Annotated in this window: 10 protein-coding genes; 3 read left to right on the top strand and 7 right to left on the bottom strand. The window is 72.7% G+C overall.

Going from position 1 to position 12,735, the window contains the following annotated elements; all coding sequences use genetic code 11:
• Nucleotides 1–260: 260 nt before the first annotated feature.
• Nucleotides 261–1,430, top strand: a complete 1,170-nt coding sequence (locus ACZ5OX_RS09555; protein WP_465629619.1) for a sensor histidine kinase — start codon at nt 261–263, stop codon at nt 1,428–1,430.
• Between the two features lie 135 nt (nt 1,431–1,565).
• Here the strand turns inward: ACZ5OX_RS09555 and ACZ5OX_RS09550 are convergent, their stop codons facing one another.
• The gene (locus tag ACZ5OX_RS09550) at nt 1,566–2,633 is read right to left on the bottom strand and encodes a S1C family serine protease (RefSeq protein ID WP_465629411.1); all 1,068 of its coding nucleotides are present in this window, start codon (nt 2,631–2,633) and stop codon (nt 1,566–1,568) included.
• Between the two features lie 242 nt (nt 2,634–2,875).
• Between ACZ5OX_RS09550 and galE the strand changes: the two genes are divergently transcribed.
• A complete protein-coding gene (gene galE, locus ACZ5OX_RS09545; protein WP_465629410.1) occupies nt 2,876–3,862 on the top strand; it encodes a UDP-glucose 4-epimerase GalE in 987 nt (328 codons plus the stop codon).
• Between the two features lie 40 nt (nt 3,863–3,902).
• Here the strand turns inward: galE and ACZ5OX_RS09540 are convergent, their stop codons facing one another.
• Nucleotides 3,903–6,275 carry an outer membrane protein assembly factor BamB family protein gene (locus ACZ5OX_RS09540; protein WP_465629409.1) on the bottom strand — a complete coding sequence of 791 codons (2,373 nt, stop codon included), beginning with the start codon at nt 6,273–6,275 and terminating at the stop codon, nt 3,903–3,905.
• A 449-nt stretch (nt 6,276–6,724) separates the two neighbouring features.
• Between ACZ5OX_RS09540 and ACZ5OX_RS09535 the strand changes: the two genes are divergently transcribed.
• Nucleotides 6,725–7,372 (top strand): TetR family transcriptional regulator, encoded by a 648-nt coding sequence (locus ACZ5OX_RS09535; protein ID WP_049651546.1) that lies wholly within the window; start codon nt 6,725–6,727, stop codon nt 7,370–7,372.
• A gap of 229 nt (nt 7,373–7,601) precedes the next feature.
• On the opposite strand, the gene ACZ5OX_RS09530 is transcribed toward ACZ5OX_RS09535, so the two are convergent.
• From ACZ5OX_RS09530 to ACZ5OX_RS09510, 5 genes are all read right to left on the bottom strand, one after another.
• Nucleotides 7,602–8,549: a beta-ketoacyl-ACP synthase III gene (locus ACZ5OX_RS09530; protein WP_465629408.1), complete on the bottom strand. Its 948-nt coding sequence runs from the start codon at nt 8,547–8,549 to the stop codon at nt 7,602–7,604.
• A 122-nt stretch (nt 8,550–8,671) separates the two neighbouring features.
• Nucleotides 8,672–9,937 carry a L,D-transpeptidase family protein gene (locus tag ACZ5OX_RS09525; RefSeq protein WP_465629407.1) on the bottom strand — a complete coding sequence of 422 codons (1,266 nt, stop codon included), beginning with the start codon at nt 9,935–9,937 and terminating at the stop codon, nt 8,672–8,674.
• A 126-nt stretch (nt 9,938–10,063) separates the two neighbouring features.
• Nucleotides 10,064–11,227, bottom strand: a complete 1,164-nt coding sequence (mqnE, locus tag ACZ5OX_RS09520) for an aminofutalosine synthase MqnE (RefSeq protein ID WP_392867592.1) — start codon at nt 11,225–11,227, stop codon at nt 10,064–10,066.
• A gap of 52 nt (nt 11,228–11,279) precedes the next feature.
• A complete protein-coding gene (locus ACZ5OX_RS09515; protein WP_465629406.1) occupies nt 11,280–12,242 on the bottom strand; it encodes a threonine ammonia-lyase in 963 nt (320 codons plus the stop codon).
• Nucleotides 12,243–12,245: 3 nt separating this feature from the next.
• Entirely contained in the window at nt 12,246–12,704 is a 459-nt protein-coding gene (locus tag ACZ5OX_RS09510; RefSeq protein WP_030055719.1) for an Lrp/AsnC family transcriptional regulator, read from the bottom strand.
• Between the last annotated feature and the right edge of the window lie 31 nt (nt 12,705–12,735).

Here is a 12,735-nt window from a genome sequence, read left to right as displayed (position 1 = left end):
AAAGCGTGAGTCTAAGGGGACCGCCGCGCTCCGCCCGAACCCTGCCCGCTTGGCAAGACGGCCGCTGGACACCCCGGCGGACCTCCGGCACCCCCGCCCGGGGTGGGGTTAACCCCCGGCCGGGAAGATGTATCACCCCCATGGCCTGCACCGCCCGGCGTTCGGGAAGCTTGGTCCACCCGCACGACGAAGAGGGACGGTAGATCCGGATGAAGCCGCTGCACCGCGCCGTGGACGCCATCAAGGAGCAGGACGCTCGGATGGAGCGTCCGCCGCTGTACGGCACGAGGATGTGGCACCAGGTCGGCCGGCTGCTGCTCAACCTGCCGCTCGGCATCTTCGGCTTCGTGCTGGCGGTGACCACTCTGTCGGTCGGCCTGGGGCTGTCGATCACCGTGATCGGCCTGCCGCTGCTGGCCGGCGGCCTGGCCGTCTCCCGCTCCCTGGGCGCGCTGGGCCGGCAGCGGGCCCGGGTGGCGTACGGCTCCGGGATCGACGAGCCGGAGCCGGTCAAGCCGCGCCGCCCGGGGATGGTCGGCTACACCATCGCCCAGCTCACCGACCTGCTGAACTGGCGCTCGGCGCTCTACAACGTGCTGATGCTGCCGTGGGGCGTGCTCAGCTTCGCGCTGACCCTGGTCGCGGTGATCGCGCTCTGGCCGGTGCTGCCCTGGGTGGTCCGCGGGCTGGCGGCGGTCGACCGCATCCTGATCGAGTCGCTGCTCTTCCCGGGCGCCCTGGCCGAGCGGGTGCGCGAGCTGGAGGACGACCGCGGCACCGTGGTCGACACCGCCGCCGCCGACCTGCGCCGGATCGAGCGCGACCTGCACGACGGCGCCCAGGCCCGGCTGGTCGCGCTGGCGATGGACCTCGGCATGGCCAAGGAGCGGCTGCGCGAGGTGGAGAGCGAGGACGACATGGCGGCCGCCACCAGGATGGTCGACAACGCCCACGGCGAGGTGAAGCTGGCCCTCCAGGAGCTGCGCGACCTGGCCCGCGGCATCCACCCGGCGGTGCTCACCGACCGCGGCCTGGACGCCGCGCTCTCCTCGGTCGCCGCCCGCTGCACCGTCCCCGGCGGGGTCCGGGTGAACGTCGACCTGGCCGGCGCGGACGGGCAGCCCGAGCGCCCGGACTCGGCGGTCGAGGGCATCGCCTACTTCACCGTCAGCGAGCTGCTGACCAACGTCTCCAAGCACGCCGGCGCCCGCTCCGCGTCGGTCGAGGTCTGGCGCTCGGACGACCAGCTGATGGTGCTGGTCCAGGACGACGGCAAGGGCGGCGCGGCCCCCTACCCGGGCAGTGGACTGGCCGGACTGGCCGAGCGGATCCGCGCGGTGGACGGGGTCTTCCTGGTGGAGAGCCCCGAGGGCGGGCCGACCACCGTCACCGTCGAGCTGCCCTGGCGCACCCGCACCGCCCGCCGCTGACCACCCCTGCCCCGGAACACGGCAAGGCGCCGGGACCCCGTCGTGGCAGAGACGGGGTCCCGGCGCCGGTCCGGTACGGCACCCGGCCCGCTGAACCCTTGCGCGGCGTGCGGCCCGGCGTCCCCGTACCGGGGCTCAGGGCGAGGTCCGGGCGAGTGCCAGTTCGCCGAGGGTGACGGCGGCGGTCCTGGTCTCGCCGTTCCTGGTGTACGTGACGGTGGTCTTGCTGCCCGGGCTGAGCGCGGCGAGCGCGGTGGTGAGCGCGTTCAGCGAGTCCACCGGGGTGTCGCCGATCTTGGTGATGACGTCCCCGACCTGGAGCCCCGCCGAGGCGGCCGCCCCGCCCGGGGTGACCGCCACGATGACCGCACCGGTGGGCTGGAACTGCTGGTTGAAGCTGGTCCGGGCGGTGATGCCGAGCGCGGCCCGGCCGGAGTTGGTGACCTTGCCCTGCTTGATCAGCTGGTCGGCGATGTTGGTGATGGTGCTCGCCGGGATGGCGAAGCCGATGCCGGGGGCGGCCGCGCCGTTGGTCTGCGGCTCGGTCGCGGCGAGCGTGTTGATCCCGATCACCTTGCTGTCCAGGTCGGCCAGCGCGCCACCGCTGTTGCCCGGGTTGATCGCCGCCGAGGTCTGCACCATGTTGCTGATCGTGGCGCCCGGCGACCCCGGCGCCTGGGGCTCGGAGACGGTCCGCCCGATGGCCGAGACGATGCCCTGGGTGACGCTGCCGGACAGGCCCAGCGGGCTGCCCATGGCGAGGGTGATCTGGCCGATCTGGACCTTGCTCGAATCGCCGAAGCTGGCCGGTTTGAGACCGCTCGGCGGGTTCTTCAGCCGGATCACCGCGAGGTCGGAGTCGGGGTAGCTGGCGACCAGGCCGGCGTCCAGCGCCGTGGTGCTGTTGGCGAGCGTCACCGTGAAGCCGGTCGCGGTGCCGACCACGTGGGCGTTGGTGACGATGTCGCCCTTGTCGTCGTAGACGATCCCGGACCCGAGGCTGTCGCCGGTGGTGATCTGCACCACGGAGGGCAGCACGTTGGCGATCACCGCCTGGTAGGCCTCCTGCAACTGGGTCGCGCCGTTCGTCGAGGCGGCCGGGGGCGAGGCGGTGGCCGGGGGCGAGGCGGTGGCGGCGAGGGTGGACGAGGAGGACGAGCCGCTGCTGCACCCGGCCGGCGCCAGCACGGCCACCAGCGCCATCGCGACGACTCCCGGCAGCCGCCGGCCCCGCGCCCACGGCCCGATCGGCCGCGGTCCGGCGGGCAGGGGGCTGGCGTGTTCCTTGTGACGGCGCACCTGGCTGCCTCCGATTCGTCACCGCGCCGAGCGGGCGCAGTCATGAACGCACGGAAATCCTTGTCAGCTTTTCACCGTTTTGTCCGCTTTGTTGTCCCGACTCGCCCGAACGTGGCGATCGAATCCGAGCGCCTAGGATTCGGGCCATGACTTGGTTGATCACCGGCGGTGCCGGATACATCGGCGGACACGTCGTCCGACAGCTGCTCGACGCCGGGGAGCGCGTCGCCGTCCTGGACGACCTCAGCACCGGCGACGCCTCCCGGCTCCCGGCCGGCGTCCCCCTGATCGAGGGCTCCACCCTGGACCGCGCCGCCCTGGAAGCCGCGATCCGCGAGCACGGCGTCGAGGGCATCCTGCACTTCGCCGCCAAGAAGCAGGTCGGCGAGTCCGTCGAGCAGCCGTTCCTGTACTACCGCGAGAACATGATCGGCCTCCAGACCGTCCTGGAGGCCGCCGCCGAGGGCGGGGTGAAGCGTTTCCTCTTCTCCTCCTCCGCCGCGGTCTACGGCATGCCGGACGTCGACCTGGTCACCGAGTCCACGCCCTGCGCCCCGATGAGCCCGTACGGCGAGACCAAGCTGGCCGGCGAGTGGCTGGTCGCCGCGGCCGGCAAGGCCCACGGCATGTCCACCGTGGCCCTGCGCTACTTCAACGTGGCCGGCGCCGCCTCCCCCGAGCTCTCCGACGCCGGGGTGTTCAACCTGATCCCGATGGTCTTCGAGCGGCTCACCGCCGGCGAGGCCCCGCGGATCTTCGGCGACGACTACCAGACCCCGGACGGCACCTGCGTCCGCGACTTCATCCACGTCTCCGACATCGCCTCGGCGCACGTGGCGGCCGCCAAGCGGATGGCCGCCGACCCGGCCGGCGCGACCTCCCTGGTGCTGAACATCGGCCGCGGCGAGGGCGTCAGCGTCAAGGAGATGCTGGCGGTGATCGGCAAGGTCACCGGCTACGACACCACCGCCGAGGTGACCCCGCGCCGCCCCGGCGACCCGGCCCGGGTGGTGGCCTCCGCCGACCTGATCCACCGGGAGCTGGGCTGGACCGCCCGTCACGACGTGACGGAGATGGTCTCCTCCGCGTGGGACGGCTGGTGCAGCCGCCACCCCGGGGCCCGCAAGGCCTGATCCGGCCCGACCCGGCCGACCGGCGGTGTCCGCCCGCGCTTCAGCGGGCGGGCACCGCCGTTCCGTAGAAGGCGTCCAGCGCGTACACGCAGCGGTCCTTGGAGCCGACGAAGACCCGGCCGCCGACCGCCACCGGCGAGCCGGTGAGCTCGCCCTTGGTACCGAGCTCCCAGCGCAGCTGACCGCTCGCCAGGTCCAGGGTGTGCAGCGAATGGTCCCGGCTGCCCAGGTGGACCAGGCCGTCGGCCACCGCCGGGGAGCCGACGATCTCGCCGCGGGCGGTGTAGCGCCAGCGCTCACGGCCGGTGGCCGCCTCGAAGGCGTACAGCACCTCGCCGTTGCCGACCAGCACCATGCCGTCCGAGACCACCACCGGGTCGGCGCCCTGGCGGCGGCCGGTGACCCCGCGCCAGCGGTCCAGGCCGGTGGCCGCGTCCAGCGCGTAGACCGTGCCCAGGTAGTCGGCCACGTAGACCGCGTCGGCGTCCAGGGCGGGCGGGGTGAACAGCACCACCGGGGCCTCGAAGCGCCAGCGCTCGGCCCCGCTGGCCGCGTCCAGCGCGTACACCCGGGTGCCGGCCGACACATACAGCACGCCGCCGCGCTCGACCGGGTGCGAGGGCACGTCCTCGCCGACCTGGAAGGACCAGCGCAGGCCCGCGCCCCGCGGGTCGACGCAGCGCAGCCGCCCGCCGCCGTAGTAGTAGGCGGCGCCGCCCACCAGGACCGGTCCGGACTGGGGGTTCTCGTAGTCCTGCTGGGCGTCGTCGGCGCGCCACAGCTCGGCGCCGTTGGCGGCCGAGCGGAGCTGGACGCCGCCGCCCCTGATCCCGCAGCAGAGCACGCCCTCGGCGGCGGAGAGCGAGTACACCCAGCCGTCCAGCGAGGTGCGCCAGCGCTCGGTGCCGTCCGCGGCGTCCACCGTGTACAGGTGCGGGCCGTCCGCGGCGTGCACCCGGCCGGCGTCCACCGCGAGCGCCCAGGCGACGTCCCGCGTCTTGTAGCGGCGCTCGCCGGAGGCGACGTCCAGCGCGTGCACCTCGAAGCTGGAGACGAAGAGCGTGCCGTCGGCGACCACCGGGGTGCCCCAGACGTCGTTGGACATCCGGAACCGCCAGGGACGCCAGCGGGCGACCGGCGGGGGCGGCGGGGTGGGGGCCCGGCGGACCCAGTCCGTCGTGGCCGGGGCGGTGTTCGGGCCCGGCTGCTCGTACTCGGCCCGGGGCCCCGGACCTATCCGCACCGAGGCGCCGGACAGCTGCACCTCGACGGAGCCGCCGGTCGGCGCCCGGTGCCGGTTCGGGTAGGCGACCTTCGCGGTCGGGATCTCGGCCTCGGAGGCCTGGCCCGGCCGCGGCAGGCTGTGCACCGGCCCGGCCGGCGGCTGCGCGTGCCGCCCGCCCGGGTTGGTGCGCGGGTCGGCCGGTGCCGGGTGCTGCGGCGGGAGGTGCGGGGGCGGCACCTGCGGGTGCGGGGGCGGCTGGGGCGGCGCGGCCGGCGGGCGCGGCGGCGGGGCGGCCGGGCGGCGGCCCCGCTTGCGCTCGATCAGCTCCAGCGCGTCGACCGGCAGCCAGTCCCCGGCCTCGCCGGAGGCGTCGTCCCGGGAGAAGAGGTGCGGGGCCAGCTCGGTCTGGATCTGCGCCGGCGTGGGCCGGCGCTCGGGGGCCTGCTGCATGCACGCGCGGACCAGGTCCATCAGCTCGGGCGGCATGCCGGTCAGGTCCGGTTCCTCGCGCAGCAGCTGGAACACCGTCTCGACCGGGTTGGTGCCCCGGTAGGGCGGGTGCCCGGTGGCGCAGAAGACCATCAGCGAGCCCAGCGAGAAGACGTCGCTGGCGCCCCGGACGGTCCGGCTGTCCCTGGCCTGCTCGGGGGACATGTAGGCGGGCGTGCCGACCGCGACGTTGGTCATGGTGAGCCGGGTGCTGGACACGCCGGCGGCGATGCCGAAGTCGATCACCTTCGGGCCGTCCTCGACCACCAGGACGTTGGAGGGCTTGAGGTCGCGGTGGATCAGCCCGGCCGCGTGGATGGACTGGAGGGCCTCCGCGATGCCGGCGACCAGCCAGCGGGTGGCCTCCACCGGCAGCGGGCCGCACTCCTCGACCAGGTCCTCCAGCGAGGGGGCCGGGATGTACGCGGTGGCCAGCCAGGGCACCCGGGCGTCCGCGTCGGCGTCCACCACGGCCGCGGTGTAGAAGCCGCCGACCGTCTTGGCCGCCTCGATCTCACGGGCGAAGCGGACCCGGAACAGCTCGTCCTCGGCCAGCTCACCCCGCACGGTCTTGATGGCGACCCGCCGCCCCGACGCGGAACGCGCCAGGTAGACCAGCCCCATCCCACCCGCGCCGAGCCGCCCCAGCACCTCGAAGGGCCCGATCCGCCTCGGATCGTGCGCCGTCAGCTGGTCCACTCCGCTGCCACCTCCCCGTTGTCCGCACCCGCCGCGTGGTGCCGGACCCGATTCTCCAATGCCGCCCCACGCATATCCAACCTCCCCCATCCGCCGGAACGCGCCGTTCGGGCCCGGACGGCGCCCCGGACAGGCCCCTGACCAGCGAGGACGGAACGGCCGGATCCTGACGCCCGCTCCGGGGCGGCTTGCGCGCGGAGCCGCGGACCGTCCACTTCCGGACGACACCGCGATCCTCGGCCATCGTCACGCTCTGTCACCCGACCACCCCTCAGCGGACTCGCCGTCACGCTGTGAGGTCAAAAGCACACGGGGGGGCTTCAACAGGGGCTTCGAGGCCCGGTGAATATCCGTCCGAAGCGGTTCATGACGCTATAACCGACCCCCCGTGCGGAGTAATAGTCGCATCACCGAATCGCGCCAAGATCTTGCCACGGTAAGCTGACGGCATGACAGGACAAGTTCGCACCGTCGACGGTCGCGTCGCCGGGCGACGCGGACAGGAGACGCGGCAGAAGCTGCTCGATTGCCTCCGCGAGATGCTCAGCACGTCGCCCTATCGGGACGTCAAGGTCATCGACGTCGCCCGTATGGCGGGTACCTCCCCCGCGACCTTCTACCAGTACTTCCCGGATGTCGAGGGCGCTGTCCTCGAAATCGCCGAGGAAATGGCCAAGGACGCCGACCAGCTCAAAGAGCTGGTGGCCGGAAAGTCCTGGGCAGGGAAGTCCGGACCGACCACTTCGGAAGAACTGGTCGACGGATTCCTCGCCTTCTGGCGCAAGAACGACGCCATTCTCCGAGTGGTCACGCTCGGTGCCGCCGAAGGGGACAAGCGGTTCTTCAAGATCCGCATGACGGTCCTCAACGCGGTCGCCAAGCCGCTCGCCGAGGCCGTCAGGGAACTCCAGGCGAAGGGCCAGGCCGACAAGTCGCTCGACCCGAACGCCGTGGCCGGGGCCCTGGTCTCGCTGCTCGCCTCGGCGGCCGAGCACCAGAAGGCCTTCACCTCCTGGGGCGTCAAGGTCAAGGATCTCAAGCCCAACCTCGCTCCCCTGGTGTACCTGGGCGTCACCGGCAAGAAGGCGCCCAAGTAGGACCCTCCTCCGATCCACCATCCACTCCGCGCGCAGCCCCGGCCTCCTGTCCGGGGTACGGCGGACGACGGCCGTGTCCTCGGGGGAGGTCCGCCGACGTACCGCACGCGCGCCAGACATGCCGGTGGGCGGGCACCCGCGACAGGGTGCCCGCCCACGGCGTGTTCGGGTCCGGACGGCGCCGCCGGCGCATCCGGGCGGCCTCACGGGGCCGCCCGGGGCCGTGGCGTCAGGGGCAGCGCACCACCTGGCCGGCGTAGGCCAGGCCGCCGCCGAAGCCGAAGAGCAGGACCGGGTCGCCGGGCGAGAGCTCGCCGCGCTCGACCAGCTTGGAGAAGGCGAGCGGGATCGAGGCGGCCGAGGTGTTGCCGGAGTGGACCACGTCCCGGGCCACCACCGCGTCCTCGCCGAGGCCCAGCTTGCCGGCGATCGCGTCGATGATCCGCAGGTTGGCCTGGTGCGGGACGAAGCCCTTCAGCTCGGACGGGTCGATCCCGGCCCGCTCGCAGGCCTGGCGGGCCAGCGGGGCGAGCTGGGTGGTGGCCCAGCGGAAGACCGACTGGCCCTGCTGGCTGATCACCGGGTCCCAGCCGGTGATCACCACGGCGTCGCCCCGCTCCGGCTCCGAGCCCCAGATCACCGGTCCGATGCCGGGCTCGGCACCGTCCTCCTGGGCCTCGACCACCGCGGCGCCCGCGCCGTCGCCGAAGATCACGCAGGTGGAGCGGTCGGTCCAGTCGAGGGTGTCGGACATCCGTTCGGCGCCGATCACCACGGCGCGGCGGGCCGCGCCGGCCCGGATCGCGTGGTCGGCGGTGGCCAGGGCGTACGAGAAGCCGGAGCAGACCGTGTTGATGTCGTACGCGGCGGGCGAGCGCACGCCCAGCCGGGCGGCGACGGCCGCGGCGGTGTTGGGGCTGCGCTCGATCGCGGTGCAGGTGGCGACCACGACGAGGTCGATCTCGGCCGCCGTCCGGCCGCTGTTGGCGAGCGCCTTCTGGGCGGCCTCGGTGGCGAGGTCGACCAGGGTCTCGTCCTCGGCGACGTGCCGGGTGCGGATGCCCACGCGGGTGCGGATCCACTCGTCGTCCGTGTCGACCAGCGCCGCCAGGTCGTCGTTGGTGAGGACCTTGGGGGGCTGGTAGTGGCCGAGTGCCACAATGCGCGAACCGCTCATACTGCCATGGAACCGGGTTACCCGCTGGTCAGCATGGCATGACCGGTGACAGGATCCGCCCTCTCGATCTGTAGGAGGTCGACAAGGGCCCTTGCGGCGCCCGGGTTCCGCGTACGCCGAGGTCAGGCGGCCAGAGTGGGTGCGTCGCCCATCACGATGACCGGGTGGGCCGCCGGGTCCAGGGTGCGGATCAACTGGGCCATCTTGTCCTCGGGGATCGACACGCAGCCGTGGGTCGGGCCGTCGTGGTCCACGTGGAGCCAGATGCCGCCGCCCTTCTTGGGGCCCATCGGGCGGCGCGGGTCGAGCGGGGACTTGCCGGCGACGCGGTTGTAGTTGATCGCGACCACGTAGTCGAAGGAGCCCTCCAGCTGGTCTCCGAAGAAGCCCGTGCCGGAGACCACGAAGCTCGGGTCCTTGTCGTACGGGAGCCTGCTGCCCGGGTCCGCCTTGCGGCCGCCCGCGTCGGTGAGGCCGAAGACTCCGATCGGGCTGCGCAGGTCGCCCTCGTTGTGGTCGGTGGTCCAGCCGTTCTTGCCGTTGTGGCCCTGCCAGGTCTCGCCGGCCAGCCAGCGGCCCTCGGGGGTGCGGGTCCAGAGGGTGACGGTGTTCTTGTCGGTGTTCTTGTCCTGGCCGGAGGCGACCACGACCTGGGTGGTCTCGGCGGGGATCTTCGCGGTGAAGGTCGCGCCGAGGCCGGGTATCGCGGCGACCGAGCCGTCCGCGCGGGTCTGGCTGCGGTCCGCGGCCGGGGCGGCGGCCTGCCGGTTGGAGGCGGCCTGGGCGGCCGCGGGGGCCGGGGCGGGCTGGTCGGGCTTGCTGACGCCCTCCGGTCCTGGGCCGTCGGCGGCGGCGATGCCGGGCTTGGCGTCGTCCTGGCCGACGGCGTACCAGCCGGCGGTGGCGGCGACCAGCAGCGCGGTGCCGGCCATCATGGCCTTGCCGTGACGTTTCTGCTTGGCCTTGCGCCGCCGTCCCCGGGCGGCCGCCCGGGCACCCGGCGCGGGCGCGACGGGCTCGGGCTCGTAGGCGAGCGGCTCGTAGCCGACGGGCTCGTGGTGGACGGGCTCGTAGGCGAGCGGCTCGTAGGCGACGGGCTCCTGGTGGACGGGCGCGGCAGCGGGCTCCGCCTCGTAGTAGACGGACTCGGAGAGCGGCTCGGTGACGGGCTCGGCCTGGTACGGCTGGTACTGCGGGTACGACTGGTCGTACGTCTCGTAGTACCCGTCGGACGCCTGGCCGTACGGCTGGTACTGGCCGTGGTCCTCTTGCCGGACCGGCTGCCGGTACGGCTGGAAGCCCTCGTCCTGCTGGTGTGGCATCAGGTCGACCGGCTCCTGCGACGGCTGGTGCGGCGGGTACGCGGTGGCACGATCAGAACCGGACATGCCTTCGATCCTGCCAAACGCCGCACCCGTTGGTAAACCCGGGCCCCGTGCGGAGGCCGTGAAGACAACCGCCGCCCCGGCCTTCGATCGGCCGGGGCGGCGGGTGGATCCGCGCGGGTGGACGGGTCAGAGGCGCATCGCCTGCGGGGACTCACGGCGCATCGGGTCCGGGCCGTCGTACTCACGGATGACCTCGTAGCGGGTGTTGCGCTCCACCGGGCGGAAGCCGGCGTCGCGGATCAGCCCGAGCAGGTCGTCACGGCCGAGCTTGTTCGGGGTGCCGAAGTTGTCCGCGTCGTGGGTGATCTTGTACTCGACCACCGAGCCGTCCATGTCGTCCGCGCCGTGGCTGAGCGCCAGCTGGGCGGTGGTGACGCCGTGCATCACCCAGAAGACCTTGACGTGCGGGACGTTGTCGAAGAGCAGCCGGGAGACCGCGAAGGTCTTCAGCGCCTCGGCGCCGGTGGCCATCTCGGTACGGGCCATCAGCCTGTTGCGCACGACGCCGTCCTTGGAGTCGTGGAAGTCGTGCTGGTAGCGCAGCGGGATGAAGACCTGGAAGCCGCCGGTCTCGTCCTGGAGCTCGCGCAGCCGCAGCACGTGGTCCACCCGGTGGCGGGGCTCCTCGATGTGGCCGTACAGCATGGTGGCGGGCGTCTTGAGGCCCTTGCTGTGCGCGAGGCGGTGGATCCGCGACCAGTCCTCCCAGTGGGTGTCGTGGTCGACGATGTGCTGGCGGACCTCCCAGTCGAAGATCTCCGCGCCGCCGCCGGTCAGCGACTCCAGGCCGGCGTCGATCAGCTCGTCCATGATCTCGTCGGCGGACAGGCCGCTGATCTTCTCGAACCAGTGGATCTCGGTGGCGGTGAAGGCCTTCAGCGAGACGTTCGGCAGTGCCGCCTTCAGCTCCCGCAGCGAGCGCGGGTAGTAGCGCCACGGCAGGGTCGGGTGCAGGCCGTTCACGATGTGCAGCTCGGTGAGGGACTCGCTCTCCATCGCCTTGGCGAGGCGGACGGCCTCCTCGATGCGCATCGTGTACGCGTCCTTCTCGCCCGGCTTGCGCTGGAACGAGCAGTACGCGCAGGACGCGTTGCACACGTTGGTCATGTTGAGGTGGCGGTTGACGTTGAAGTGGACGACGTCGCCGTTCTTCCTCGTCCGCACGTGGTGGGCCAGCCCGCCCAGCCAGGCCAGGTCGTCGCTCTCGTAGAGCGCGATCCCGTCCTCGCGGGTCAGCCGCTCACCCGCGTAGACCTTCGCCTCCAGCTCGCGCTTGAGCCCTGCGTCCATGCGGTGCCCCGCCTCCTCCGACATTCGTTTCCTTGCCGGAACGAGGTTACGCCTATGCCCGGAGCAGCTCGGCGAGCAGTGTCGGGTCGACGTTGCCGCCGCTGACCACGGCCGCCACCACCTGGCCCCCGGTCTCGGCGGCGCGGTGGAAGTAGGCGGCCGGGGCGACCGCCCCGGAGGGCTCGGCGACCAGCCGGCCGCGGCGGGCCAGCACGGCCACGGTGGCCCGGATCTCGTCCTCGGTGACGGTGACGATGTCGTCCACGTAGGCGGTGACGTGCTCGAACGGCAGCACGCCGAGCGACGGGGTGCGCAGCCCGTCCGCGATGGTCCGGTAGGTGTCGGCGACCGGCCACTCGACCAGGCGGCCGGCCCGCAGGCTGGCCCGGGCGTCGGCGGCCAGTTCGGGCTCCACGCCGATCACCCGGATGCCGGGGCGGGTGAGCTTGAGCGCGGCCGCCGTGCCGCCGATCAGGCCGCCGCCGCTGACCGGCACCAGGACGGTGTCCAGCTCGGCGGGGGCGTCCTCGGCGATCTCCAGGCCGACCGTGCCCTGCCCCGCGATGATGAACGGGTCGTCGTACGGGGGGACCCAGACGTAGCCGTGCCGCTCGGCCAGCTCGGCGGGCAGGGTGTCCCGCTCCTGCGGCGCGACCAGGATCACCTCGGCGCCGAACGAGCGGGTGGCCTCGACCTTCACCGCGGGCGAGGCGTCCGGCATCACGATCACGGCCTTGATGCCGAGCGTCCTGGCCGCGTACGCCACCGCCTGCGCGTGGTTGCCGCTGGACTGGGCGACCACGCCCCGGGCACGCTCGTCCTCGGTGAGCGCGGCGAGCCGGTTGTAGGCGCCGCGGGTCTTGAAGGCCCCGGTCGGCTGGAGGTTCTCGGGCTTCAGCCAGAGCCGCCGCTCCCCCTCGGCCGCCCAGGGGGCGGGAACCAGCGGGGTGCGCACGGCGACCCCCGCGATCCGCTGCCGAGCCGCGCGCAGCTCCTCCAGTCCGACCAGTGCCATGCGTCACTCTCCTACAGGAGGAAGTTCACTCACCCGGTTCTCCCACTTCGTGGAGAGTACGACGGTGGTGCGGGTCCTGGCCACGCCCTTCGTGCCCGAGATCCGCTTGACCACCGATTCCAGGCCGGCCACGTCGGCCACCCTGACCTTGAGCATGTAGGAGTCGTCGCCGGCGATGAACCAGCAGTCCTCGACCTCGTTGAGGTCCTTCAGCCGGAACGCGACGTCCTCGTGGTCCGCCGCGTCGGTGAGTTGAAGGCCGATCAGGGCCGTGACACCGAAGCCGAGCGAGGCCGGGTTGACCGTCGCCCGGTAGCCGGTGATGACCCCGGCCTGCTCCAGGCGGTTGATCCGGTCCGTGACGCTCGGGCCGGAGAGCCCGACCAGGCGGCCCAACTCGGCGTAGGACGCGCGGCCGTTCTCCCGGAGCGCCTGGATGAGCTGTCTGTCCACCGTGTCCATATACCGTCCGCGTCCTTCCGAACCTCTCCAG

The organism is Kitasatospora sp. NPDC032121 (assembly GCF_055580145.1).
This window is presented reverse-complemented; position numbering and strand designations above follow the sequence as displayed.